Raw genomic sequence first — 24,510 nt, forward strand, 5'->3', positions numbered from 1 at the left:
CCAGTCAAACCACTAATAAAAAATAAAAGTTAACTATGGCTATTTATGCAATTGGGGATGTACAGGGTTGTTATGATGAGCTTCAGCGCCTGTTGGAGCTGATACATTTCGACCCCGCCAAAGATAAGCTCTGGTTTGCCGGAGACCTGGTCAATAGAGGTCCTAAATCACTTCAGGTTATCCGTTTCATCAAATCTCTGGGGAGCCGTGCGGTTTCAGTTTTAGGCAACCATGACCTGCATCTTCTTGCGCTTTCTCAAGGTAATACCAGTCATCAGAAACATGGTAGCCTTGCAGAGATCCTCGATGCCCACGACAGCGGTGAACTGATTGAGTGGTTACGTCATCGCCCGGTGATGTATCACCACCCCAAAAGGGGCTATAGCATGATTCATGCGGGGTTACCGCCACAATGGGATCTCAACCGAGCTTTAAAATGTGCTGCTGAACTTGAGTCGACCCTCAGGGGCCCTGGTTTTCATGACTACTGCCAAAACATGTATGGCAATAAACCTGACATCTGGAAAGAAGGTTTACGCGGCATAGAGAGATTGCGCTTCATTACCAATTGTTTTACTCGCCTTAGATATTGCACTAAGGATGGCCATCTCGCGATGCGGGATAAAGGACCGCCGGAGCAGCACCTTAACGGCTCAATTCCCTGGTATGCCATTGCTGGAAGAAAAACCAGAAATGACCGCATCCTGTTTGGTCACTGGTCTACCCTGGGTTACCGCCAAATCAACAATGTGTGGTCTCTGGATAGTGGCTGCTTTTGGGGTGGACAACTCACTGCACTTCGAATCAGGAAGCACAAGCCACCAAAACCTTATCACCTGCCCTGCTCATCCAGGCGGAGCGGTTAAACCTGGAATCTGCAGTTGACTGTCGATTCCAGGTTGAAGAGAATCCATTCATTCAGACCCAGAAGATCATCTCCCCGAAAGTCTATTTACGCACCAGATTCACAAATGAATAGCTAAAGGTGTTCTTTTCATCTGCAAGGTGTTCTTCTCGATTCTCCTCCCGCCATTGACTCCGTTCAATCTCAGGGAAATAAGCATCACCTTCCACATCAGCATCGACCAGTGTCAGATAGAGACGATCCGCTCTTGGCATCATCTCGGAATAGAGATGACCACCCCCAACAATCATCACCTCAGGTACACCCGCCACTGCCGCCAAAGCTTCATCCACGGAGTGCACCACTTGACCACCAGGCGCCTGATAGTCTGGGTTTCGGGTTATAACGATATGCTGCCTGCCCGGTAGCAGACCCGGTAATGATTCCCAGGTATTTCGCCCCATCACTATCGGCTTCCCCAGGGTCAGGGACTTAAAGTGTTGCAGATCGGCGGGCAGGTGCCAGGGCAAGCGATTCTGGTGACCAATCACCCCATTCCGGGCCACTGCTGCAATAAGAGAGATTACGGACACTTGCACTCCTTATAATATGGACAAAATATCAAACGGCTACCGGTGCCTTGATATGTGGATGCGGGTCGTAATCGGTTAATTCAAAATCCTCGAAGCGAAAAGCAAAAATATCCGTTACCTCTGGATTGATCGACATTCTGGGTAAATTTCTGGTTTCGCGGGCAAGCTGTAATTCTACTTGTTCGAGGTGATTGAGATAGAGATGAGCATCGCCAAATGTATGCACAAACTCCCCAGGCTTCAATCCTGTTACCTGAGCCATCATCATGGTCAGCAGTGCATATGAGGCGATATTAAACGGCACACCAAGAAAAATGTCCGCACTGCGCTGATAGAGCTGACAAGAGAGTCGCCCCTCCGCCACATAGAACTGAAATAAGCAGTGACAGGGGGGGAGCGCCATGGTGTCGACCTGCGCGGGATTCCAGGCAGAGACAATCAGTCGCCGTGAGTCTGGATTCTGCTTGATCTGTTGAACCAGCTGACTGATCTGATCGATATGTCCACCGTCAGGCGCCGGCCACGACCGCCATTGATAGCCATAAACAGGCCCAAGATCACCATTCTCATCTGCCCACTCATCCCAGATTCTGACACCATTCTCCTTCAGGTAGCGGATATTGGTATCTCCCTGAAGAAACCACAATAATTCATGAATAATTGATCTCAGGTGGAGTTTTTTTGTGGTGAGCAGTGGAAAACCCTGCTGCAGATTAAACCTCATCTGATAGCCAAATATGCTTCGGGTACCAGTGCCTGTTCTATCTTCTTTGGTGGCACCGTTATCGCGCGCATGGCGCATAAGATCAAGGTACTGTTGCATGCTATTGCCTAAAGGTCTGATTAACAACCGGCACCATAATCGGTTAGGTTCAGAGGTTCAAGCCTGGGAACGGCTGACGATGGGTCTGTAGGCCAGATAGAACAGCAGAATACCAAATAAAACCATAGGTAGGCTCAACAACTGACCCATGGTCAACCAGCCAAATGCCAGATAGCCGATATGTAGATCCGGCATGCGTACAAACTCAATGCCAAAGCGGAAAATACCGTAACAGATCAGAAATAGACCGGAAACCGCCATTCTTGGCCTGGCCTTGGAAGAAAAAATCCATAGGATCAGAAACAGCAGCACGCCCTCCAACAGGAACTCATAGAGTTGATTTGGATGTACAGGGGGAGAGTAAACCGCATCGGGACTCAACCCCAGCCTGGCACACAGACTATCTGCCTCGACACAAGGTACCCGCATCCCCCATGGGAGATTGGTTACGCCTCCCCATAGCTCAGCGTTGATAAAGTTACCCAGTCGCCCAGCACCCAGACCAATGGTCACCAACGGTGCAATAAAATCAGTTGCATCAAAAAAAGTATGCCCCTCTTTATGGGCAAAAAACCACATCGCTAACAAAACACCAACCAGGCCGCCATGAAAGGCCATACCGCCTTCCCAAACCATGAAAATTATGAGCGGGTTTCCTAAAAAACTCTCTAAATCATAGAACAGGAGGTAACCGACTCGCCCACCCAATACAACCCCAAGCACGATGTAGAAGACGATGTCGTCCACCTGAGGCGCACTCCAGACAATGCCAGGCTTACCCACGCGCACCCGCCCGAGCCACCACCCCCCAAAGAAGCCGATGATATACATCACGCCATACCAATAGATATTGACTGACCCCAGGGTCAGTAGCACAGGTTCAATGTCGGGGTAGGTCAGCATGGCAGGCATATTATCACAGGAATCCCATTCTCCAATGTGACAATTTTTTGTAAATCAACCATTTCCCGACACACAAGCCATGATAGTATGCTGTGATGCTTGTCACACAATTCCCCTGTACTGGAATTAATTTCACAAGCGCCGTGACGTACAAATTCAAAGTGTCAAGTTTTTGTTGGCTGCGCCGCTACCAGGTACAAGATGATGCAATAACCTTTTGGCATCCAACGGGAAGGACAATGAGCTACGTACACGCACAAAAATTTGAAACTTATATACCGCGGGAAATGGATACTCTAGGCTCTAGATTACGCAGAAAACGACGGGAAAGAGGCTGGACGCAAGAGGAGCTGGCGCTTCGTGCTGGCACTAACCAGGCCGTGATCCAGAAGATAGAGAACGGTAAAAGCCTGCGCCCCAGAAAAATCGACGAGATCGCTCAAGTTTTGGATGTTAATCCAGCTTGGCTGATGTTCGGAGAAAACTCTTCGACAGTAGTGGATGATGAGTCCATCGAGGTCGCTAAAGCCTGGCATAATCTGCCTGAACCGATACGTAGCCGGATCAAAAGAAATATATTTGAACAGGTTTTGCTTCACTCGAACAAGAAATAGCTCCCCTTCAATACCGGGATGCTCTTTTGGCGTCCCGGTGCTCAAGATTCCCTGGTTCTATACTCTATTCATTGGCAATCCGATGAGGATTTCAGCCAATGCACAGATGGATTTGAACTGCTGTTTATATCGACTTATGGACAGCCACTCTACTTAAACCTGTAAGAGACCCCAAAAGAGAAAACAGGGTAGTACTTGAAGTCTTCGATATCCTCTTCGAAGCGCTGCTCTTCCAGTGCAAGATCATTGGGATCAACCAGGTCAGCAGCTGACCCTGTGGCTGTTAAGTTCACGCTTCCGGAACCCTGATACAATAATCCAAGATCCACATTGAAGCCCCAGCCATGAGCGTTAAATAAGCCTGTCTCCCAACCCAAACCAAAATACGGTGCAAAAGATCTGAAATCCAGATCAGCTTCCAGCCCTACATCCCGATAGACAGTGTCACCTATGGTTGTGATCGCGTATCGAGTTGCGCCAGTGATTTCAGAGTTATTTCGAAACACTCCTGCTGTAAAGCGAAAAGATGACTCAAAGGGGTGCCAGTCAGCAAGTAGCGATATGCTGCGCATTTCAAGATCAAGATCATATTCAATGCCGTCGACGCGCTCGTCGAACTCCAGATCATATCGATTCAACCCTAAACGGGCAGAAAACTGATCGGTCAGGTTTATCCCCGCTTCAATACCAAACCCCAAACTACCCAGTCTCACGCTCAGCGTTGAATCATTCGCAAACCCTGGCATAGGTAAAAATATCAAGCCAAGCATCAATCCCAGGCGCTTGTTCATCGACCTCTCCTGTCACCCTATCCATACAAAATCGTGCAAGCACAATCGTAATAAGATAGGCGGCGACAATTGGGATTTCTTTAAAAAACCATACCTTTAGCATGGATTGTGCAGAGCTCTGTAAGAGATACCAGGAAGTGGTAGAAAAAGAGGTGAAATTAGCTGTTGAAAATCTACTTTTCACTCATCTAATCACCCTGGTTTGGGTGATATCAAGAGACTTGCTTGTGGGCCACCAGGATCTGTTAACACTAACCGAATCGGCCCTAGTTATTCTCTTCGCTCCACTGACGGATAGCTTCATCATCACTTTGCCTTGCATCAACCCATCGCTCACCATTTTCAGTAGCCTCTTTCTTCCAAAAAGGTGCCTGAGTCTTTAAATAGTCAATAATGAATTCACAAGCTTTAAAAGCCTCTTTTCTGTGGGATGAAGCTACTGCGACCAATACGATGGGATCAGTGGGTTTTAACGCCCCTACCCGGTGTACCACACGGCATCCCTGCAAAGACCAGCGCTCAAAAGCTACTGAGACAATCTTCTCCAAGGCCTTCTCAGTCATTCCGGGATAGTGCTCCAGAAAGAGATGATCAACCCTATCTCCATCATTGAGGTCACGCATAAGACCAACAAAGCTCACCACCGCCCCAATGGCTGGATTGTCGCCCCGCAACAGATCCACTTCCAGATTCGGGTCAAACGGCTCACTCTCAATGCTGATGCTGAACATTTCTCAGCCTCCAGTTACCGGTGGAAATAGTGCTACCTCATCCCCCTCCTCTAAAGGGGTCTGTGAATTAGCCATCTCCTGGTTAACTGCCATCATTATGCGTTGGTCAGCAGCTAAAAGTCGTGACCAGGCACCCTCTCTTTCACGCAATTGCTGTAAAAGATCCTCAACACAGTAGATATTATCCGACGTTATAGACTCGGAATCGACTCCCAGCTCTTCACGAAATCTGGCAAATAGACGTAGTTGAATCATTCAGGAATCCTCAGTGCAGACTGAAACGGCCGTTTCGGCATTACCGAATAGGGTGCAGCGATTTGAACCTAAAAAATTCAGTTGACCGCTCCATTCTGTGACTAATTTGCTAATTTTTCTGAAAAATTGTTCGGTGAACCTACGCTAATCAGGCTTAGAACAACAGGCCAAACAGTTTCAACAGATAGGCTCTTGAGATTAGACCATCAACTCACTATAGGGAATAAAATCAACAAGATCCCCAGGAGCAACAGCTGTCAATGGCGGTAGAACCACCAATCCATTGGCCCAGGCTACTGAGGTCAGTACTCCGGATGAAGGATTGGAAAAGAGTCTCACCACCTCTCGCCCCTGCTCATCAACTTCCAACCGTCCGCGAGCATACTCCTGGCGTTTGTCCGAGTCGCCTTTCTTGAAACCCGCAACAACCTTACGCGCCAGGGGCTGCATACCCTCAGTCACCCCCTGCATACTCTTGATATAGGGCCTGGTGAATATCGAGAAGGTTACAAATAGTGAAACCGGATTACCGGGTGAACCTAAAAATGGTGTTCCATTGATATGTCCAAAAGCCAACGGCTTTCCTGGTCTGCTGGCGATTTTCCATAACTCCAGAGAACCCAGACTCTCCACTGCCGGCTTCACATGATCCTCCTCTCCGACAGAAACGCCCCCGGAAGCCAGCACCAGATCCGCCTCTTCTGCCCCCTGCTGCAGGGCTTCACAAGTTGCTTTAAAGGTATCTTCCACGATACCCATCTGAACCACTTCGCAACCAAGCTGCTGCACCAGGCCCACAAGGGTAAATTGATTGGAATTATAGATCTGCCCGGGCCCCAGATCTTTGCCTGGCATAACCAGTTCATCACCACTGGAAAACAGCGCCACCTTAAGCTTCCGGTAGACTCTCAGCTCATCAACACCAACCGAGGCGGCCAAACCAAGGTGCTGGGGCGCCAATCTCAAGCCCGGCTTGAGAACCACCTCTCCCTGTAAAATATCCTCTCCGGCGCGTCTGATATTTGCACCGACGAGGGTTTTTTCATTGACGATCAGGTGATCATCACGCGCTTCGCAGACCTCCTGCATGACAACGACATCCGCACCTGGCGGAATTGGCGCACCGGTAAAGATGCGAGCGGCAGATCCAAGCGCCAATGGCTCTCCAACCGATCCTGCGGCTATGCGTTGATCGATAACCAGATGTTCGACCTCTCCAGAGAGATCTGATGACCTCAGTGCATACCCATCCATGGCGCTATTATCCCAGGGAGGCACATCGACCTGACTATTGACAGGCTCAGCCAACACCCTGCCTAAGGCCTGCTCTAACGGCACTGACTCTTTCTCTATAACCGATACTGCCTGTTGCAGCAGGTAGGAGAGTGCTTCATCAACAGGTTTCAATGATGGCTGATGGCTATCGCAATCATCCATTTTCACACCTCCCAAAACAGAGCAAGATTTAGCATCACAAATTTAGACCAGGGCGTAAGAGAATACTTAGTCACCGAGTTAATAAGCTCAGAACTTATAGTCAAATGCCTTCTCAAAGCGATGCCCTAACTCTTCCACAGTGACAAAATGATTTTGGGTTCCAGCTTGTTCAATTTTTACCGCGCCCATCAATGAAGCTATTCTGCCAGTGGTCTCCCAATCCATATCATTCATCAGACCATAAATCAGGCCGGCACGATAAGCATCACCACAGCCCGTGGGATCAACTACCGCTTTTACCGGAGCATTGGGGATCTCGAAAACCTTATCCTGGGTAATAATCTCAGAACCTTCTGCACCACGGGTAACAACTACACCCTCAACCATTTGCGCCAATTGTTTCAGACTCTTCCCGGTTCTTTCCTGCATCAGCATGGCTTCATAATCATTGAAGGCCATCCATGTCGCCTGTTCCGCAAACTCAAGCAGACTATCCCCATCGAACATCGGCATGCCTTGACCAGGATCAAAGATAAAAGGCACCCCACTCTCTACAAACTGTTTGGCGTGATCCACCATGCCCTGACGTCCATCAGGAGATACCATTCCCAATGTGCAACCCTCAATTTTTGAGACATCGATATCATGGGCCTGGTTCATCGCTCCCGGATGGAAAGCGGTAATCTGATTATCGTCCTTATCAGTTGTGATGTAAGCCTGGGCAGTATAACTACCCGGTATCACTCGAATATGATCCAGACTGACACCGCACTCGCCCATCCATTTCGCATAGGGTTCAAAATCATCGCCAACAGTCCCTACCGGCTTTCCTTTGCCTCCCAGCATATTCAGGTTATAGGCAATATTCCCTGCGCAACCACCAAACTCCCGGCGCATATCAGGCACCAGAAAAGATACATTCAGGATATGGACTTGTTCGGGAAGAATGTGATGTTTGAAGTGGTCATGAAAGACCATAATGGTATCGAATGCGAATGAACCACAGATCAATGCCGACATAGCTACCTCTTGTCGCGATAAGTTTTAGTTGTGACTATTGTACAGAGATAAGAGAGAGAGCTTAATCATATCTATCCTGACTACTCTTCTTTCCAGGCCAGATCGAGCTCACGTGCAGCTCTCACATCATCAAGCCTTTTTACCGGCATGGTGTGTGGTGCATTTTTCACCACATCAGGTTGACTCTCAGCTTCACCCTTTATCTTGCACATAATGTCGACAAACTGATCCAACTCCTCCTTGGCTTCAGTCTCAGTCGGCTCGACAAGCAGACATTCTGGCACCAATAGCGGAAAATAGGTGGTAGGTGCATGCACCCCGTAGTCGAGCAGCCGTTTGGCAAAGTCCATGGTATTCACGTTCAGTTCTTTGGCCTGTTTCTTCAAGGTCAGAATAAATTCATGGCTGGCTCTGCGTGTCGGATAAGCGGCATCAAAACCGGCATCCATTAAACGTTTCAACAGATAGTTGGCATTCAGGGTGGAAAATTCCGATACCCGGTGCATTCCTTCGCGACCTAGCAAGCGGGCATAAACATATGCACGTAACAAGACCCCGGCATTACCGGCAAACGCCGAGAGCTGCCCGATGGTATCAGGACGATCTTTCTGAGTAAGCCAGCGATAATCATGGCCATCAAAAGCAACCAAGGGAACAGGTAGATAGGGTTCCAGCCGCTCACTCACCCCAACAGGACCTGCACCCGGACCACCGCCGCCATGAGGCGTTGAAAATGTTTTATGAAGATTCATATGGATAACATCAAAACCCATATCACCCGGGCGCACTTTGCCTAAGATGGCATTCAGATTGGCGCCATCATAGTAGAGGAGGCCACCAGCTTCATGCACCATGCCAGCAATCTCTTTGATGCGCCTCTCGAAAACACCAACAGTAGACGGATTGGTCAGCATGATGCCTGCGGTTTGTGGCCCCAATGAGGCTTGCAACGCCGCCACATCGATGTCTCCATTCGATCCGGTTGGAATCTCCCTTGTTTTATAACCACACATCACAGCTGACGCCGGGTTGGTGCCATGTGCAGCATCCGGAACCAGGATCTCATTTCGCGCCGTATCACCCCGGGCATCATGGTAGGCCCGGATCATCGCAACACCGGCAAACTCACCCTGAGCACCAGCTGCTGGAGAGAGAGAGACAGCATGCATTCCAGTCACTGTTTTGAGGATCTCCTGTAGCTCATGCATACAGGCGAGGAAACCCTGGCTGTGTGTTTCAGGCGCCAGTGGATGGCGGGTTGCCAACCCAGGCAAGCTGGCCAGAGTATTACAGGCCCTGGGGTTATATTTCATGGTGCATGAACCCAGCGGATAGAAGTGGGTATCAATGGAGAAGTTCTTTTGTGAAAGGCGGGTATAGTGTCGCACCGCCTGCATCTCAGATACCTGGGGAAGAGAAGGTCGACTGGTGCGACGCATCTCTTCTGGGATATCAGTCAATTCAGCCATCTCTAAAGGTGCCTGGGCTGTAGCCCGGCGACCGTTTCTTGAATAGTCGTAAATCATAGTTCCCCGCTTACCAATCAGGTTTCAACTGACAGGGCGTCTCGACTTGAGATTGAATCACCCGTTCCAACTTGCCGCGATAGCTCTCAATATCTTCATCACTGCGCAACTCGGTAGCACATACCAGTAGAGCACTACCCAACTCCGGGTAGTCCTCTTTCAGATCATAACCACCGAGCACATTGTGAGCAGCAAGCAGACGCAACGCATCACCGGTTTCAATGGGTAGTTCAAGTACCTGCTCATGAAAAACCGAACCAGTAAATTTTGGCTTCACGCCCGGCAAGCCTGAAAGTGCCTGACTGAGTTTGAGTGTATTGGCATGGCTGGCGGCAGCGACCCGCTGCAAACCTTCCGCACCCATGATCGCCATGTGTATGGTCGCAGCAGTCACCATCAGCCCCTGATTGGTACAGATGTTGGACGTCGCTTTCGAACGTCGTATATGTTGTTCACGAGCTTGCAGGGTCAGTGCATATCCAGGTTTACCATCCAGATCGACAGTCTTGCCGATTATTCTGCCAGGCATCTGGCGAACCAATTTATCGGTACAACATAAGAATCCGAAATAGGGCCCCCCTGAAGCCAGTGGCGCACCTAGTGGCTGTCCTTCACCACAACAGATATCCGCACCCTGCTCACCCCATTCACCTGCAGGTTTAAGGATCGACATTGCCAGTGGGTTGACCACCGCAATAGCCAACATACCGTTGCGATGGGCCCAGTCTGTCAACTCATCCGTCTGCTCCAGTACGCCGAAAAAGTTGGGCTGAGGAATAACCAGTGCCGCATAATCCTCTCCTGCAAACCGCTCCAGATCACTCATATCGACCTGACCACTGGCGCTATCATAGTTGACTTCCACCAACTCAATCTGCTGATTGCGAACTATGCTATAGACCACCCGGCGATAAGCTGGGTGCAGATTTTTTGGCATCAGAATCCGCTTCGATTTGGATTTTCGATTTGCTCTGACAGCCATCAGCACCGCCTCAGCCAGTGCCGAAGCACCATCGTAGAGCGAGGCATTGGAGACATCCATAGCCATCAGACCAGTCATCATCGACTGAAACTCATACAATAGTTGCAATGTTCCCTGGCTGGCCTCTGCCTGATAAGGGGTGTATGCCGTATAGAATTCACCCCGAGTGGTCAGCTCCCAGACTGCAGCGGGGATGTGATGATCATAGGCTCCCGCCCCAATAAAACAGAGTGGCTGACCATCAGTGCGGGCCCGCGCCCGCATCAATCTGGAGACCTCCATTTCAGGCAGACCAGAGGGAATCTCCTCCAACTCGCCACAACGTAGCGCCTCAGGAATCTCATCAAACAGGTCATCGATGCTGTCAACGCCTATGGTCGATAGCATCTCCTGAATATCTTCTTCAGTGTGAGGGATAAATGGCATACCCGCCTCGTGTCTTACTTGAAAGGAACCTTGAGCCTTACTCTTCTTCTGCTACAAGGGCATCGTAACTCTCTGCATCCAGCAGGTTTGCTAATTCAGCTGTCTCAGATGGTTTGATTTTGAACATCCAGCCTTCACCGAAAGCATCTTCATTGATGGTTTCAGGCGCACCATCCAGTGCCTCATTGATAGCGATCACTTCACCACTCACAGGACTATATACATCTGAGGCAGCTTTAACCGACTCAACAACTGCACAATCATTTCCTATTTCGAGGGTTTGTCCAACTTCCGGCAGATCGACAAAGACAAGATCACCTAACAGCTCCTGAGCGTGATCTGTTATACCAATAGTTAAACTACCGTCACCTTCATCTTTTACCCATTCGTGAGATTTTGCATAACGGCGGTCTACAGGTGCATTACTCATGTGAATATCCTTTAGAAATAGTTGATTTCAGAGTGCCAAAACGGCTTTGCCTTGGCGTGCGAATGGTGGTTTTACCACCTCTGCCGGAACCCGTTTACCGCGAATTTCAACTTCACAGTGGTCGCCAACATCAGCTGATACACGGGCAAAAGCGATGGATCTCTCCAGGGTGGGAGCAAATCCCCCTGATGTGATCTCACCAATCTCCTGCTCTCCATTAAACAGTTTCAAATGGTTACGCAGCACCCCTCGTCCGGTCAAGACTAATCCGATAAATTTCTTTTTCTGTGGATCATTTCGCTGTGACTCCAGTTTCCCTCGACCTATAAATTGTCGATCATCGGGTTCCCAGGCTACCGTCCAGGCCAGGCCCGATTCCAGTGGTGTCGTCACTTCATCCATATCGGAACCATAGAGATTCATTCCAGCCTCCAAACGCAAGGTATCCCTTGAACCAAGACCGCAAGGCGCCACCCCGGCATCATTCAGGTTTTGCCAGAAATCTGCAGCCTGATCTCCAGGCAGCATAATCTCGAAGCCATCTTCACCGGTATAACCTGTACTGGCGAGAAACCAATCGCCATCAGCAACCGCGTTGAAGGGTTTCAGATCAGAGCCGGTCTGTTGCAGTTGCTGAGAGAGCAGGGGCAGGGTCTTCGATTTTGCATTCGGTCCCTGCACTGCAATCATGGCTAAATCACGCCTTGGCGTTATCTTCAGGTCGAATTCAGCAGACTGGGCCTCCATCCATGCAAGATCTTTCTCGGTAGTGGCGGCATTCACCACCAACCGATACCACTCATCGCCGAGATAGTAGACGATAAGGTCATCAACCACCCCACCCTGCTCATTGAGCATGCAGGTATAGAGCGCCTTGCCTTTAACTTTTAAGCGATTGACATCATTCGCGAGAAGATAGCGAAGAAAGGATCTGACCCCAGCCCCTTTCAGGTCGACTACGGTCATATGAGAGACATCGAACATCCCTGCATCTCTTCGCACCTGATGGTGCTCTTGTAACTGCGAACCGTAATGCAGTGGCATATCCCAGCCACCGAATGGAACCAGCTTTGCACCCATCGCCTGATGCTTGGCATAAAGAACTGTCTGTTTATTCATTAACATTCTCTCGGTTTTAAACGCAAAAGGGCGGCGCGGATGAATACATCCACGCCGCCCCTCTGTCCTAAACCTGAGAGTTTGGCGCACTTCAATCTAGGGCGCCTGCCCCGTCGGTGGGTGCTATTACACCACTCTCCAGAGTCGATCTAAGCCTTACAAAACGATGGCTTACCCCCACGGTCCTTTTGCCTGAGCGATTCCGGGCGGTTTTGCGCCTTCGGCGTCGGCTTTCACCGATCTCTCCCACGGGGGCGGGTCGAGTTGAGACTATACCTTGCCACCGAGCCGTTGCCAATCGGCAAAAACCTCAGAATTTATCATGGTCAACGGGCCAATCTGGGTCTGTCCCCAATAACCCCCAGCGCTCGGCGTATCAGCTGCTGCTTTAAAAATCCTGAACGGTCAGCGAGATTCAAGCCCAGATTCCTCAGCAGCTTCAACGGGGGCACTTCATTGCTGAACAGACGCTTGAATCCATCCATCGCGCCTAGCATTGCAATATTGGCCCCTTTTCTTGCTCTCTCATAACGTCGCAGCGTACTCATAGAGCCAATGGGCCTGCCGGCTCTACGTGCATCAGTCAGGACATCGACCAACGTCATCGCATCCATCAGACCCAGGTTGACCCCCTGGCCCGCAAGCGGATGCATTGCATGAGCCGCATCCCCGATCAGGGCTAACCCAGGTTGGATATAGGTCTCTGCATGCTCGAGGCGCAGCGGAAAGAGACCACGAGGCCCGACCTCAAGAATACCCCCCAGAACAGACTCACTGGCCTGAGTCAGCTCCTCGCAGAAACAGGCATCATCAAGCGCCATCAGCACTTCTGCTTGAGTCGGTGAAGTGGACCAGACAATAGAGCATCGCCCATCATCAATCGGTAACAGTGCAAGTGGTCCAGAACTCATAAATCGCTGCATTGCGGTATGTTGATGAAACCTCTCCGGCTTGATCGTGGCGACAATCGCATGCTGATCATAATCCCAACCCTTGGTTGCAATATCTGCCAAGTGTCTGACCTCAGAATCACGCCCATCAGCAGCGACAATCAGTTTTGCAGTCAGACGCTCACCACTCTGAAGGACAACTTCAGGCACCTGGCTCAAATCCAAACTACTCACCCGCTCGGGAAAGCTGATTCGCACATTCGGGTAGGACTCAAGACGCTCCCATAAAGCTAATTGGGTGACTCTGTTTTCAACGATATGTCCCAGATCTATTTCGCCGATCTCTGCTGCACTGAATCGAATGCGTCCATTGCCACCCGCATCCCAAACCTCCATCTTACTATAGGGACTGATCCGCATCTCGCTCATCCGTGGCCAGGCTTTAAGATTTTCCAGAATTCGCTGTGAAGCGCGGGTCAAGGCAGAGACTCGAAGGTCCACCTCCTGTTGCGGCCAACTGCGAGCGGGTTCCCGTAGATCCACGATACAGACATCAAACCCTGCATCCGCCATAGCACAACCCAAAGCACTACCCACCATGCCGCCGCCAACAATCAGTAAATCGAAGTCAGGTTGCGACTTTGGATCTGTCATGATTAAACTCCTCTACCCAATTTTGATTGGCGCCTGCTATTAACACCCATAAACTGCCTGGCAACCTGATGCTTTAAACCAGGCAACAGATCAAGACCAACGAGTCCCAGATTACGCATCAATCTTAGTGGACCAAACGGATTGGCAAACAGGCGCGCCAGTCCATCAGTAATGGCCGCCACCCTGTTTTGGTCTCCCTCGCGCCATTTGCGATATTCATTTAACAGGGAAAGATCTCCTGGATCCTCTCCATGCTTTGCGGCTTCAACAAGCACGTCTGCCAGTACGGCAACATCCCGCAAACCCAGGTTGAACCCCTGACCGGTGACTGGATGAATTGCGTGAGCCGCATTTCCAACCAGAGCAATGCGAGAACGAACCTGCTCCACAGCTTGGCGAAGGCGCAGCGGATAGGCGACCCGCTTGCCCAAACGGCATAAGTGCCCCAAACGATAACCGAACCTATCCTGCAAACGCCCTAAAAAGAGATCATCCTTAAGCCCCATCAAATCAGCGACCTGATGATCTTCCGCCGTCCACACCATTGAGAGACGATCATCAGTCATTGGCAACAGGGCAAGTGGCCCGGAATCAGTGAAGCGCTCATAGGCGACACTCTGATGTGCTCTATCACTGCTAAGGTTGGCAATAATTGCGGTCTGACCATAACTTCGCTCTTTCAAGGGTATTGAAAGAAATCGCCTCACCAGTGAATCTCCACCATCTGCTGCAACCAACAGTCGGCTGTTGATTTGACGCTCAACATTTTCATGTTCGATTTTCACTTCGACACGATTATCCGAAATAGAAAAACTTTTTAAGTTTGCAGGACAGATCAAATTGACATCAGGGCGATGCTCAAGCTCATTCAGCAAAACAGTGCCAAGGGCTCGCGCAGTGACCACATACCCCAAAGCATCAACTCCCTCCTGCTGATGATTCAGGCGGGTAAAGCCAAAGTGTCCGCGATCAGAGATATGAATATCCAATATAGGCTGAGCAACCGGCTCAATACCACGCCAGACACCCATGCCCTCAAGTATCAAACGACTCCCCCAGGAGAGTGCTATAACCCGATCGTCATAGCTTGGCTGGAGCGTGGAATCCAATGGCCAAGCCTCTATTACACCAATCGTATAACCCTGACCGCTGAGGGCATGGGCAAGACTGGCGCCAACCATACCGCCACCGACTATCAGAATGTCATATTGATCCGTCACGCCGTTCATCCTGCCATTATCGATTCAATCTCAGAAACCGTCTTCGGAACATCCTTAGTCAACACATCAGACCCTTGCTTGGTTACAACCACATCATCCTCAATGCGGATACCAATATTCCACCATTTTTTTGCCACACCTTTTGTACCTGCAGGTATGTAGAGGCCGGGTTCAATGGTTAAAACCATCCCTGGTTCGAGCATACGCCAAGTACCATCCACTTTGTAATCACCTACATCGTGCACATCCATTCCCAGCCAATGACCGGTTCGATGGGGAAAGAAGGGTTTATATTTTTCATCACGAATGGATTTAGCCAGAGTTCCTTTGATAATCCCCAACTTGATCAAGCCACGAGTGATGGTTCGTACTGCCGCATCATGGGGCTCATTCCAATGATTACCTGGCTTCACTTTCTCGATTGCGGCTTCCTGGGCTGCCAGTACCAATTCATACAACTGACGCTGAGGTTCACTGAAGCTACCGTTTACCGGATAGCTTCGAGTGATGTCAGAGGCATAGAAGTCATATTCACACCCGGCATCGATCAGCAGCATCTGCTTCGCCTGAAGCTGCGCTTCGTTATCGATATAATGCAATGTACAGGCATTCTCACCACCGCCAACAATAGGTGGATAAGCTTGATCCCTTGCACCTTGATGACTGCACACCTTGACGAACTCAGCTTCGAGTTGATACTCCCAAACACCCGGCTTGCATGCCTGCATGACCTTCTTGTGCGCCTGGGCGGAGATTTTCGCGGCTTGGCGTAAGACCTTCAACTCGGAACGACTTTTAAACAGACGCATCTCATGTAAATAGTGATCAAGGGCAATTATCTCCACAGGTCCCTGAGCACCAGTACGGGATTCACATCGGATTGTGTTTATCCACTCTGATAGCCGCTTGTCGAATTGTGGATTACATCCCATGACATAGAAGATTCGCTCACACTGCTCCAACATTCGGGGCAGAATGTCATTCAGATCACCAATTGGAAAGGAGTCATCTGCAGCATACTTTTCACAGGCCCCTTCTTGTCCTGCTCTGGCGCCATCCCATAACTCTTTAACAGGATCTGATTCACGATTGAATAAGATATATTCAGCCTGCTTGCGACCGGGAATCAGAACCAACACCGCCTCAGGTTCGGGAAAACCTGTGAGGTAGAAAAAATCACTGTCCGGACGATAAGGATAGTGCACATCGCGGTTGCGAATCAGCTGAGGAGCAGTAGGCAGGATCGCAATGCTGCCCGGCCCCATCATACGCATCAATTCACGCCGACGGCGCTTAAACTCATTTATCTGCACTCTCATCTCCCCTAATGCTGACCAGCTCTTCCCACATCAGCAGTGTAACCACTTTAAGGAACTCCTGTAGTTCAACATAGGCCATCTCTGTTGCTTCACCCGATTCAAGCTCTTCATAGTCCAGGCGGGTAAAGTGACTCAGATCCTGAATCGCCTCTTTAGCATCGCCAGACAGATTGCTTTCCGTTACCCCAGCCAACCCAAGCCCATAGAGATAGCCTTCGCACCATTCACTCAAGCCTTTGGCGCGTTGCGCAATTGATTCCTCCTCTTCAGGAAGTAAAGGCATGAATGAGTATTCATCATGAGTGATCTGACGCTTGGAAGCATAATAGAGCTGCCCGATAAGCTCTCTGGCTTCTTGAGCCAGCAGATCTTCAGCGGGCCAGGCTTCGAAAAATGCTGTAATCCAATCAACAGCTGCCTCTGGCGTACCGGCACAAATCAATCCACTGATTAAGCCGTGCAATTCACTCGCCCCGACATCTGAACTCATGACCCCTAGTAGCTTCTCGAGATGCTCATATTCAGGCATCTGCTTATCATCTAACATCTCATTTCCTTCATGCCTCTTAAATTGTTAACAGTGCAGCACCTTAATTGTTCGTGTTATCGACTTCAAGGATACCCGGAATCAAGACCTTACCCCTCAAAAAGAGTGATTCCTTTGGCAACAAACACAAGCTGGTTCAAGATTTCTTGAACTCCCGTAACATCTATTTTTTAATGTGAGACTCACGACTACATCTCTTCGGCTGGATTATATGAACTTAGTGTAGATGTACTACATTAGTTATGATGCCTTGCTGTAGACTAGTGTAGTGCTCGACTTAGCATGACCAATTCCAGCATGGAGTTTATAGATTCGAATCATATCATGCAGTTATAGTGATTGACCCACCACAAACTGCCCACTATATTGATGCCCATGACAGAGAAAGAGACACAAAATCCAGCCGAATTTGATCTGCAGGCACTCGAAGTCCGTGTTGAAGAGCTGATACGCGCCTGTTCCTACCTCAAGGACGAAAATAAATCCTTACGTATGAGACAGGACAACCTTGTAGCAGAACGAGCCGCATTGATTGAGAAAACCGAGCTGGCACGAACCCGAGTTGAAGCCATGATCACCCGGCTTAAATCAATGGAAGCACCTCAGTGAATAGCGATATTTTACCGGTCACCGTCTCGATCCTGGACAAAGAGTATCGCATATCCTGCCACCCGGATGAGCGTGAGTCACTGTTACAGGCTGCAGCATATGTAGATGGCCAGATGCGTGAAATTCGCCAGGGTGGGCGGATTATTGGTACTGAGAGAATCGCGGTGATGTCAGCACTGAATATTGCCAACGATCTTCTCCTCAGCCAGAAAACCAAGGATGACGGCTCTGAAAACATCACGCGACGCATCAAGAGCCTGCAAGAGAAGATCGAGATTGCACTCAACACCACCAATCAACTGGAACTTTGATCAAAATAGGTTTAGCCTTAAGTTGTGACCCCCCTGTGGTGCATGTTAGTGACCCGGGTATTTTCTTGAGCCTAATATCTACCCTGGGGACATAATGCTAGCACCGGTGTGCATGTCCGTTTTCATGCGGAAAGCCTGAGGTTGCTACTGTTGTCCCCACTTGAACCCTCTGGTTCAAGAACAATGGTAAGCGACGGCACAAACGGGGGTGTCACTTCTTCCATCAATACCCATGCATATTCAATTACTTCGACAACAGATCAAAACCAAACGTCGCCAACTGAGCCGGCAGACACTCAGAAGACATAGTCTGCAGATATCTCGCTTAGCATCTAACCTCAAAGCCTTCAGACAGAGTAAGCGTATCGCTTTCTACCATGCTGTCTCAGGTGAAATCGACCCATATCCACTACTGACTGAAGCGCTAAGGTCTGCAAAGACCCCCTACCTGCCGATATTGCGAAATATCCCTGACATTGGACTCTTGTTTGCCCCCTACTCCTACAACTCAAAGCTAAAGCCCAACAAATTCGGTATCCCTGAGCCAATCTTCAAATATCAGCAGTTAATCAGTCCCTGGTCTCTGGATATGGTGTTCGTGCCACTGATTGCTTTTGATCTGGAGGGCAACCGAATAGGCATGGGGGGTGGGTATTACGATCGTACATTTGCATTCAAACGATTTCGTACTCACCTGCGAGGCCCTAAGATGGTCGGTCTGGCACATGATTTTCAATTACAACCCCTGCTGGATAGCAATACATGGGATATTCCTCTCGATCAGGTCATAACTGAATCAGGTCTCTACTCTTTCTGACACTCCATTTAACCGGAGAAACCACTGCTGAACATAGTTTTGCGGACAACACTGGCGCTCCCTGCAATGAATCATGACCTTCTATCTGACAACCTCACCAAATAAGAATACGACCCTTCATGAGCAAAGTTAAATCAATAATCAGGTGGTTTGAGTTAAAGAATCAGCGCATAAGCCTAAGCTGGTATCACTATCAAACATAGTACGCCGATATGACATCAACCAACGATCAGCATCAATCTTGATTCATATAGAATCACATCAATAACATGACAACGCCTCATTCGGTTCAGTGGTAGTTGGCAAACTATACACACTCATAAGTAGAGCCATAACATAGTCACGTTATTGCATCTCTTAGCGATATAAAAAATGCAGTTGGATGGAGCCATAGCATACTGATTGACTTCATAAAGCGTTAAAGAGGCTTTTGAAAGAGGTAGAATTGCATCAGAAAGCAGATCAACAACAAGGGATGTTAATCATATTTTATCTAGCGGCTCCATAGAGTGGCGCCATCAGATAGGCTTACATATCGTTATTCAAATGAAAGAAGTTAAACAGATATCCTGATTTTTCTACTTCAACCTCTAACGAGAAATATAAGATCAACACCCATTTTTGATCGTAATCACGTCAAAATAGACTTACATGGGCAAAAAAAGTAACAACAAGTTGAATTAATTAACAAAAGATTGCTTTATGTTCTGGATTTTTTTAAAAGCTGAATTATACTCAGTTCATCTGTTAGGTAGTTCTTCTGGGAGGGAACATACATGGCGAAGAAAAAAGCCGCCAAAAAGAAGGCAGCAGCAAAACGTTCAACCACAACCAAGAAGGTAGCTGTTAAGAAAAGAGCTACCAAAAAGAAGGTAACAACTAAGAAGAGAGCAGCCACCAAGAAAAAGGTAGCTAAGAAAAAGGTAGCAGCGAAGAAGAGAGCTACCAAAAAGAAGGTCGCTAAAAAGAAAGTGACCAAAAAGAAGACAGCTAAAAAGAAGGCTACCAAGAAGAGAGTGGCAAAGAAGAAAGCCACTAAGAAGCGGGTAGCTAAGAAGACGACTAAAAAGCGGTCGGCTAAAAAGAAGGTAGCTAAGAAGAAGGCTACTAAGAAAAAGGTGGCAAAGAAAAAGGTCACCAAGAAAAAGACAGCTAAAAAGAAGGTAGCTGCCAAAAAGAGACCGGCACGTCCTAGGAAAGTGACTCCTAGAAAGAAAAGGGCCGCGAGCTAGGCATTAGCAACAACAAACCCCGCAATGCGGGGTTTGTTGCTTCTCGCCCTCTCAATCTTCGCTAACTCCAGCAAACAAGCGGTATGCCGGGTTATCAGTCTCATCCCAAAAGGGATAATCAAGACCTTTAAGTTTCCGTATAAACTCACTTTTCTCAGTTTGCGGCACCTGAATCCCCATCAAAACACGCCCATAGGCCGCGCCATGATTCCGATAGTGGAACAGACTTATATTCCACTCCTTACCCAAATGGTTAAGGAAGTAGAGTAGCGCACCAGGCCTCTCTGGGAACTCAAAACGTATCAGACATTCATCCCCGATCCCTTTAGCATGCCCGCCAACCATATATCGTATATGCAACTTGGCAGTCTCATTATCGGTCATATCAACAACAGAGTAACCTTTATCCAAAAATCGCTGGAATAGTGACTCACGCTCTTCGTCGCCGCCACTCAACTCAATTCCAACAAATATTTGCGCTTTTACTGCATCACAGAAACGATAGTTAAACTCTGTAATGCTTCGCTTGCCAATAAGTTGACAGAAACGAAAGAAGCTACCAGGCTTTTCAGGGATCTGTACTGCAAACAGAGCTTCCCTACGTTCACCAAACTCAGCCCGTTCAGCAACATGGCGTAGACGATCAAAATTGATATTCGCACCGCTATTGATAGCAATCAGGTCTTTTCCTCGACAACCCTCACGTTTTACATAGCGTTTCAATCCAGCAATAGCGAGCGCTCCAGCAGGTTCTGCTATGGTCCGTGTATCATCGAAAATATCCTTGATTGCAGCACAAATTTCATCTGTATTAACCAGGATCACCTCATCTACAACCTTACGAGCCAGACGGAAGGTCTCCTTACCGACCTGCCTGACTGCAACACCATCGGTAAATATGCCCACCTGCTTCAACCTAACACGACGTTTCGATGCCAAGGCGGTATATAGAGAGGGTGCATCTTCCGGTTCAACACCGATAACCTTTACTTGAGGGTAGACATATTTGATATACGCACCAACCCCAGCAATCAATCCGCCTCCACCAACAGGAACAAACACTGCCTCTGGTGGAGTAGGATGCTGCCTCAACAACTCCATACCTATAGTGCCCTGCCCCGCAATTACCTCTGGATCATCAAACGGATGAATAAAGGTCAAACCCTCTTCCTTTGCCAACTCAACCGATTTCGCATAAGCCTCATCATAGGAGTCACCCGCCAAGACGATCTTCGCGCCAAGATTTCGTACTGATTTAACCTTTATCAATGGTGTAGTCTTTGGCATCACAATCAATGCCTGAATCTTCAGCCTCTGCGCCGCCAGGGCGACCCCTTGTGCATGATTCCCGGCTGACGCAGCAATCACACCCTGCTCACGTTTGCTTTCAGGCAGACTGACCATCTTGTTGTAAGCGCCACGCAGTTTAAAAGAGAATACGGGCTGCATATCCTCTCTTTTCAATAACACTTGGTTGTCCAGGCGGGACGATAGAAGGCTGATGCGATCTAAAGGCGTCTCCTTCGCTACATCGTAAACACGTGCTCGAAGAATTTTTTCTATATAAGCTAGGGGCATTGGCTCATTCCAAATGACAATCAGGGTTACAATAACTGACTTTCTCAACTTGCATGGGTATTATTACCCACTGCCGGTTTAAAACCGAACAAAAACAGTTCTGAGATGCTTATTTTTTTGTGTTTGATGCTTCCACACCTTAATCCCTCGTAACCGGCGAGGCCTAAAGCATCTCTTTACAGACAACAACTAAGTCATCAGATCAATTACAAGCCTAGTGTGCTAAGGAATAAATTAAACATATCAGAGATCCAAGTACTTTTTGCTTGGGCATATCTGATGGTTTCTGGTCACGTTTTTAATTACCATTTATTCATTAAGCCTAACTAGCAGTACCCGGAGGGATCAAATGAATGCAGATGAACTAAAAAAACAGGCCGCTGAAGCTGCCTTACAATATGTCACAGGCGGTATCATTGGTGTAGGCACCGGTTCTACAGTCAACCACTTTATAGACTATCTCGCTACCGTAAAAGGCAAGATAGAGGGTGCAGTCTCAAGCTCTGATGCTTCAACAGAACGACTGAAAAGCCATGGCATACCTGTCTTGGACTTGAATTCGACTGGCGACCTGGAGGTCTATATCGATGGTGCTGATGAGTCTGACCACTATCTCAACCTGATCAAAGGTGGCGGTGGCGCCCTGACCAGGGAAAAAATCATCGCTGGCGCCAGTAAATCTTTTGTCTGCATCGCCGACCAGAGCAAATTGGTAGACATGCTGGGCTCATTCCCACTTCCTGTTGAAGTTATTCCTATGGCAAGGAGCCATGTCGCCCGACAACTCGTAAAACTTGGTGGCACCCCTGTCTGGCGTGAAGATTTCATAACAGATAATGGTAACGCCATCCTTGATGTACATAATCTTGAAATCATGAAACCCAGAGAGATGGAGCATGAGATCAATGCCATCGCTGGTGTTGTGACGACTGGAATATTTGCATTGCGCGGGGCGGATGTATTGATCCTGGGTACAGAAGAGGGTCCGAAAACAGTACACCCCAAATAGGATCGAGACAGCAAAAGCACTCGCAATAATCGTATGAGTGCCGGCAAAATAGTGTTAACAACAAATTGAGCTATTGAAGGACGGCTGCATACCCACCGTTTCCCCCTCTCTATTTAGGGGCTGGGTATCTTACCATTATGGGTAAGATGCTTTGCCCCTCTGACCTGCCTACGCCTCATACCCTACTGATACTCGTTCGATCTCTGTATAACCATCTGGGCACCAAATAGTTACGAACCGAATCGACGATGTCATTAGATCTATTGGGGTGTTATTCGTAAGCTTTCTCACTGAGACTGAATCTCGCATCAATCTCACTCCGATTCACACACTTTTTTTACTCAAGAACCTCAGAAGAATCTGTCTAGGGTAAGAAGTATAAAAAAAAGACAAAAAAAAGCGGGACTCAGAGAGCCCCGCCTTTTTGAGACAACCTAAATTCTAATAATGATTAGAAGTTGTGGTTGACCTGGAAGCTGACAACGCTAGATTTGTCGCCGCTGTCATCCATTTCAGAGGTTACGTAGTAAGCAGCAACCTGGGTACGCTTGCTGAGGTTGTAGTCGTAACCGAAGCCGAAACCATCGTGGCTGTCGGTACGGAACAGGCTACCGGTAGAATCATCAGAATCAACCTTGAAGTATTTAGCCTTAACAGCACCAGGACCTGCTTTCACAGAACCGTTGAGCATGATACTGGTAGAATCGTCTACTGGGTTCTCGATGGTGTCATAGATCAGACCAACTTTGAACATGCCGCCGTCGTAACCAAGACCTAAACGCATATTTTCGTGATCATCAGCGTCGCCACCAACTACAGGATGAACTGTGGTCTCAGGAGTAGCTACTTCATAAGCGATAGAAGCGAAAACGCCGAAGTTAGAGTACATCAGAGCTACAGAGTAAGCGTCGGTCAGGCCATCAGCCTCTTCGCCTTCAACTTCAGTTGTGTTCTCACCAGGAACCAGAGCGATGGCAGCAGTCAGGCCGCCCATTGCAGGTGAGATGTAAGCCAGGGTACCGTCAGCGCGCAGATCAAGCAGATCTTCGGTGTAGCCCAGGTTGTTATCAACAGCGGTGTCACCGAAGTAATCCAGAGAACCGGTGGAGATTTTCAGAGGAGTGTCATGACGACCCAGTACAACAGTACCGAAACCACCTGCCAGACCTACGAAAGCGTTACGAGCGCCCAGGCCACCGTTGCCAGCAAACTCATTACCGCCAACGTTAGTAGAGATGTTTACACCATACTCAATTTTATAAACACCGGTCAGGCCGTTACCCAGGTCTTCTGAACCTTTAACGCCAAGACGTGAAGTACGGTTGTTGATCTGGATTTCATCATCGCCGCCCGCATCAGAGAAATCAACGATATCGAGAGACTGACGGACTTTACCGTAGATAGTGGCATCAGCCATAGCTGCAACAGGAGCCACCAGGGCAGCGGCGATTGCCAAAGAGAGTACTTTTTTCATTTGAGTTAACTCCGAAGAATTGATGGGTAGAAAATTTGACTACGATGCGAATATTAGACAACGAAAACTTAAATTGCAAGCCCTTTTTTGCATAAAAGACACATAAAACTAATTTGTTGTTTATTTGATACACATAGAATTTATAAAAACTAAATAAATATGTAATCAATAAGTTAACGTACTATTTTAGCTTAATTTATTACTTAAGTTCAGAGTAAGACCAAGCAAAATACTTGGTTTATGTTGCGCTATTTGTTGTCAAATAAACATCGCAACAGCAAACTGTTTTTTTCTAAGAATAGTTCGTGAATACAGATAGATACGTCATATTAAGAATTCAAACTCTGAACTAACAG

The 24,510-nt window shown here is 48.3% G+C and carries 25 protein-coding genes, 1 other RNA gene and 2 riboswitches; of the genes, 8 read left to right on the forward strand and 18 right to left on the reverse strand.

Going from position 1 to position 24,510, the window contains the following annotated elements:
- The first annotated feature begins 35 nt into the window (after positions 1–35).
- On the forward strand, positions 36–866 hold the full coding sequence (locus AC4IE7_RS02170) for a symmetrical bis(5'-nucleosyl)-tetraphosphatase (RefSeq protein WP_490775156.1): 831 nt from the start codon (positions 36–38) through the stop codon (positions 864–866).
- Between the two features lie 82 nt (positions 867–948).
- Here the strand turns inward: AC4IE7_RS02170 and folA are convergent, their stop codons facing one another.
- The 3 genes from folA to lgt are packed head-to-tail and all read right to left on the reverse strand — an operon-like array spanning position 949 to position 3,163.
- Positions 949–1,437 carry a type 3 dihydrofolate reductase gene (folA, locus tag AC4IE7_RS02175; protein ID WP_490775157.1) on the reverse strand — a complete coding sequence of 163 codons (489 nt, stop codon included), beginning with the start codon at positions 1,435–1,437 and terminating at the stop codon, positions 949–951.
- Between the two features lie 28 nt (positions 1,438–1,465).
- Positions 1,466–2,260 carry a thymidylate synthase gene (locus AC4IE7_RS02180; protein ID WP_490775158.1) on the reverse strand — a complete coding sequence of 265 codons (795 nt, stop codon included), beginning with the start codon at positions 2,258–2,260 and terminating at the stop codon, positions 1,466–1,468.
- Between the two features lie 57 nt (positions 2,261–2,317).
- Positions 2,318–3,163, reverse strand: coding sequence for a prolipoprotein diacylglyceryl transferase (lgt, locus tag AC4IE7_RS02185; protein WP_490775219.1), 846 nt, complete (start codon positions 3,161–3,163; stop codon positions 2,318–2,320).
- Positions 3,164–3,402: 239 nt separating this feature from the next.
- Here lgt and AC4IE7_RS02190 point away from each other — a divergent pair, with 239 nt between their 5' ends.
- Positions 3,403–3,777, forward strand: a complete 375-nt coding sequence (locus AC4IE7_RS02190) for a helix-turn-helix domain-containing protein (protein ID WP_490775159.1) — start codon at positions 3,403–3,405, stop codon at positions 3,775–3,777.
- 149 nt (positions 3,778–3,926) lie between these two features.
- Here AC4IE7_RS02190 and AC4IE7_RS02195 read toward each other — a convergent pair whose 3' ends face one another.
- The 13 genes from AC4IE7_RS02195 to AC4IE7_RS02255 form a co-directional block, all read right to left on the reverse strand.
- Positions 3,927–4,568 carry a hypothetical protein gene (locus AC4IE7_RS02195; RefSeq protein ID WP_490775160.1) on the reverse strand — a complete coding sequence of 214 codons (642 nt, stop codon included), beginning with the start codon at positions 4,566–4,568 and terminating at the stop codon, positions 3,927–3,929.
- Between the two features lie 266 nt (positions 4,569–4,834).
- Positions 4,835–5,299: a molybdopterin synthase catalytic subunit MoaE gene (moaE, locus tag AC4IE7_RS02200; protein WP_490775161.1), complete on the reverse strand. Its 465-nt coding sequence runs from the start codon at positions 5,297–5,299 to the stop codon at positions 4,835–4,837.
- Between the two features lie 3 nt (positions 5,300–5,302).
- A complete protein-coding gene (gene moaD, locus AC4IE7_RS02205) occupies positions 5,303–5,554 on the reverse strand; it encodes a molybdopterin converting factor subunit 1 (RefSeq protein WP_490775162.1) in 252 nt (83 codons plus the stop codon).
- Between the two features lie 198 nt (positions 5,555–5,752).
- Entirely contained in the window at positions 5,753–6,991 is a 1,239-nt protein-coding gene (locus AC4IE7_RS02210) for a molybdopterin molybdotransferase MoeA (protein WP_490775163.1), read from the reverse strand.
- Positions 6,992–7,078: 87 nt separating this feature from the next.
- Positions 7,079–8,011 (reverse strand): carbohydrate kinase family protein, encoded by a 933-nt coding sequence (locus tag AC4IE7_RS02215; protein WP_490775164.1) that lies wholly within the window; start codon positions 8,009–8,011, stop codon positions 7,079–7,081.
- 80 nt (positions 8,012–8,091) lie between these two features.
- Positions 8,092–9,537, reverse strand: coding sequence for an aminomethyl-transferring glycine dehydrogenase subunit GcvPB (gene gcvPB, locus AC4IE7_RS02220; RefSeq protein ID WP_490775165.1), 1,446 nt, complete (start codon positions 9,535–9,537; stop codon positions 8,092–8,094).
- Positions 9,538–9,547: 10 nt separating this feature from the next.
- On the reverse strand, positions 9,548–10,945 hold the full coding sequence (gcvPA, locus tag AC4IE7_RS02225) for an aminomethyl-transferring glycine dehydrogenase subunit GcvPA (protein WP_490775166.1): 1,398 nt from the start codon (positions 10,943–10,945) through the stop codon (positions 9,548–9,550).
- A 37-nt stretch (positions 10,946–10,982) separates the two neighbouring features.
- Positions 10,983–11,375, reverse strand: coding sequence for a glycine cleavage system protein GcvH (gene gcvH, locus AC4IE7_RS02230; protein ID WP_490775167.1), 393 nt, complete (start codon positions 11,373–11,375; stop codon positions 10,983–10,985).
- Between the two features lie 27 nt (positions 11,376–11,402).
- A complete protein-coding gene (gene gcvT / locus AC4IE7_RS02235; RefSeq protein WP_490775168.1) occupies positions 11,403–12,494 on the reverse strand; it encodes a glycine cleavage system aminomethyltransferase GcvT in 1,092 nt (363 codons plus the stop codon).
- 52 nt (positions 12,495–12,546) lie between these two features.
- Positions 12,547–12,646: riboswitch (glycine riboswitch) on the reverse strand.
- A gap of 18 nt (positions 12,647–12,664) precedes the next feature.
- A riboswitch (glycine riboswitch) is annotated at positions 12,665–12,753 on the reverse strand.
- A 67-nt stretch (positions 12,754–12,820) separates the two neighbouring features.
- Complete coding sequence (locus AC4IE7_RS02240; RefSeq protein ID WP_490775169.1) at positions 12,821–14,038, reverse strand: UbiH/UbiF/VisC/COQ6 family ubiquinone biosynthesis hydroxylase; 1,218 nt, start codon at positions 14,036–14,038, stop codon at positions 12,821–12,823.
- 2 nt (positions 14,039–14,040) lie between these two features.
- Positions 14,041–15,267, reverse strand: a complete 1,227-nt coding sequence (gene ubiH / locus AC4IE7_RS02245; protein WP_490775170.1) for a 2-octaprenyl-6-methoxyphenyl hydroxylase — start codon at positions 15,265–15,267, stop codon at positions 14,041–14,043.
- The gene (pepP, locus tag AC4IE7_RS02250) at positions 15,264–16,577 is read right to left on the reverse strand and encodes a Xaa-Pro aminopeptidase (RefSeq protein ID WP_490775171.1); all 1,314 of its coding nucleotides are present in this window, start codon (positions 16,575–16,577) and stop codon (positions 15,264–15,266) included. The genes ubiH and pepP overlap by 4 nt, the downstream gene beginning before the upstream one ends.
- Complete coding sequence (locus AC4IE7_RS02255; protein WP_490775172.1) at positions 16,558–17,124, reverse strand: UPF0149 family protein; 567 nt, start codon at positions 17,122–17,124, stop codon at positions 16,558–16,560. The genes pepP and AC4IE7_RS02255 overlap by 20 nt, the downstream gene beginning before the upstream one ends.
- A gap of 375 nt (positions 17,125–17,499) precedes the next feature.
- Here AC4IE7_RS02255 and AC4IE7_RS02260 point away from each other — a divergent pair, with 375 nt between their 5' ends.
- The 5 genes from AC4IE7_RS02260 to AC4IE7_RS02280 all read left to right on the forward strand — a co-directional run bounded on the left by AC4IE7_RS02260 (position 17,500) and on the right by AC4IE7_RS02280 (position 20,093).
- Positions 17,500–17,733, forward strand: a complete 234-nt coding sequence (locus tag AC4IE7_RS02260; RefSeq protein WP_490775220.1) for a TIGR02449 family protein — start codon at positions 17,500–17,502, stop codon at positions 17,731–17,733.
- Complete coding sequence (locus tag AC4IE7_RS02265; RefSeq protein ID WP_490775173.1) at positions 17,730–18,044, forward strand: cell division protein ZapA; 315 nt, start codon at positions 17,730–17,732, stop codon at positions 18,042–18,044. The genes AC4IE7_RS02260 and AC4IE7_RS02265 overlap by 4 nt, the downstream gene beginning before the upstream one ends.
- A gap of 27 nt (positions 18,045–18,071) precedes the next feature.
- Positions 18,072–18,257: non-coding RNA, 6S RNA (ssrS, locus tag AC4IE7_RS02270), on the forward strand.
- 19 nt (positions 18,258–18,276) lie between these two features.
- Positions 18,277–18,861: a 5-formyltetrahydrofolate cyclo-ligase gene (locus AC4IE7_RS02275; RefSeq protein WP_490775174.1), complete on the forward strand. Its 585-nt coding sequence runs from the start codon at positions 18,277–18,279 to the stop codon at positions 18,859–18,861.
- Between the two features lie 776 nt (positions 18,862–19,637).
- Positions 19,638–20,093 (forward strand): hypothetical protein, encoded by a 456-nt coding sequence (locus tag AC4IE7_RS02280; RefSeq protein ID WP_490775175.1) that lies wholly within the window; start codon positions 19,638–19,640, stop codon positions 20,091–20,093.
- A 51-nt stretch (positions 20,094–20,144) separates the two neighbouring features.
- Here AC4IE7_RS02280 and ilvA read toward each other — a convergent pair whose 3' ends face one another.
- Positions 20,145–21,671 (reverse strand): threonine ammonia-lyase, biosynthetic, encoded by a 1,527-nt coding sequence (gene ilvA, locus AC4IE7_RS02285; protein ID WP_490775176.1) that lies wholly within the window; start codon positions 21,669–21,671, stop codon positions 20,145–20,147.
- Between the two features lie 349 nt (positions 21,672–22,020).
- Between ilvA and rpiA the strand changes: the two genes are divergently transcribed.
- Entirely contained in the window at positions 22,021–22,680 is a 660-nt protein-coding gene (rpiA, locus tag AC4IE7_RS02290; RefSeq protein ID WP_490775177.1) for a ribose-5-phosphate isomerase RpiA, read from the forward strand.
- Positions 22,681–23,131: 451 nt separating this feature from the next.
- Here the strand turns inward: rpiA and AC4IE7_RS02295 are convergent, their stop codons facing one another.
- Complete coding sequence (locus AC4IE7_RS02295; protein WP_490775178.1) at positions 23,132–24,154, reverse strand: porin; 1,023 nt, start codon at positions 24,152–24,154, stop codon at positions 23,132–23,134.
- Between the last annotated feature and the right edge of the window lie 356 nt (positions 24,155–24,510).

It is taken from the genome of Candidatus Thiodiazotropha sp. AKAK3 (genome assembly GCF_058244645.1).

Excerpts from the sequence above, each read along its gene's own strand:
- AC4IE7_RS02195 (WP_490775160.1), bottom strand. The coding sequence starts at position 4,568 with ATGAACAAGCGCCTGGGATTGATGCTTGGCTTGATATTTTTACCTATG.
- AC4IE7_RS02255 (WP_490775172.1), bottom strand. The coding sequence starts at position 17,124 with ATGTTAGATGATAAGCAGATGCCTGAATATGAGCATCTCGAGAAGCTA.
- ilvA (WP_490775176.1), bottom strand. The coding sequence starts at position 21,671 with ATGCCCCTAGCTTATATAGAAAAAATTCTTCGAGCACGTGTTTACGAT.
- AC4IE7_RS02190 (WP_490775159.1), top strand. The coding sequence starts at position 3,403 with ATGAGCTACGTACACGCACAAAAATTTGAAACTTATATACCGCGGGAA.
- gcvT (WP_490775168.1), bottom strand. The coding sequence starts at position 12,494 with ATGAATAAACAGACAGTTCTTTATGCCAAGCATCAGGCGATGGGTGCA.
- lgt (WP_490775219.1), bottom strand. The coding sequence starts at position 3,163 with ATGCTGACCTACCCCGACATTGAACCTGTGCTACTGACCCTGGGGTCA.
- AC4IE7_RS02215 (WP_490775164.1), bottom strand. The coding sequence starts at position 8,011 with ATGTCGGCATTGATCTGTGGTTCATTCGCATTCGATACCATTATGGTC.
- AC4IE7_RS02180 (WP_490775158.1), bottom strand. The coding sequence starts at position 2,260 with ATGCAACAGTACCTTGATCTTATGCGCCATGCGCGCGATAACGGTGCC.
- AC4IE7_RS02275 (WP_490775174.1), top strand. The coding sequence starts at position 18,277 with ATGCATATTCAATTACTTCGACAACAGATCAAAACCAAACGTCGCCAA.
- gcvPA (WP_490775166.1), bottom strand. The coding sequence starts at position 10,945 with ATGCCATTTATCCCTCACACTGAAGAAGATATTCAGGAGATGCTATCG.
- ubiH (WP_490775170.1), bottom strand. The coding sequence starts at position 15,267 with ATGAACGGCGTGACGGATCAATATGACATTCTGATAGTCGGTGGCGGT.
- AC4IE7_RS02240 (WP_490775169.1), bottom strand. The coding sequence starts at position 14,038 with ATGACAGATCCAAAGTCGCAACCTGACTTCGATTTACTGATTGTTGGC.
- moaE (WP_490775161.1), bottom strand. The coding sequence starts at position 5,299 with ATGTTCAGCATCAGCATTGAGAGTGAGCCGTTTGACCCGAATCTGGAA.
- gcvPB (WP_490775165.1), bottom strand. The coding sequence starts at position 9,537 with ATGATTTACGACTATTCAAGAAACGGTCGCCGGGCTACAGCCCAGGCA.
- rpiA (WP_490775177.1), top strand. The coding sequence starts at position 22,021 with ATGAATGCAGATGAACTAAAAAAACAGGCCGCTGAAGCTGCCTTACAA.
- pepP (WP_490775171.1), bottom strand. The coding sequence starts at position 16,577 with ATGAGAGTGCAGATAAATGAGTTTAAGCGCCGTCGGCGTGAATTGATG.
- AC4IE7_RS02210 (WP_490775163.1), bottom strand. The coding sequence starts at position 6,991 with ATGGATGATTGCGATAGCCATCAGCCATCATTGAAACCTGTTGATGAA.
- moaD (WP_490775162.1), bottom strand. The coding sequence starts at position 5,554 with ATGATTCAACTACGTCTATTTGCCAGATTTCGTGAAGAGCTGGGAGTC.
- AC4IE7_RS02280 (WP_490775175.1), top strand. The coding sequence starts at position 19,638 with ATGGCGAAGAAAAAAGCCGCCAAAAAGAAGGCAGCAGCAAAACGTTCA.
- gcvH (WP_490775167.1), bottom strand. The coding sequence starts at position 11,375 with ATGAGTAATGCACCTGTAGACCGCCGTTATGCAAAATCTCACGAATGG.
- AC4IE7_RS02260 (WP_490775220.1), top strand. The coding sequence starts at position 17,500 with ATGACAGAGAAAGAGACACAAAATCCAGCCGAATTTGATCTGCAGGCA.
- AC4IE7_RS02170 (WP_490775156.1), top strand. The coding sequence starts at position 36 with ATGGCTATTTATGCAATTGGGGATGTACAGGGTTGTTATGATGAGCTT.
- AC4IE7_RS02295 (WP_490775178.1), bottom strand. The coding sequence starts at position 24,154 with ATGAAAAAAGTACTCTCTTTGGCAATCGCCGCTGCCCTGGTGGCTCCT.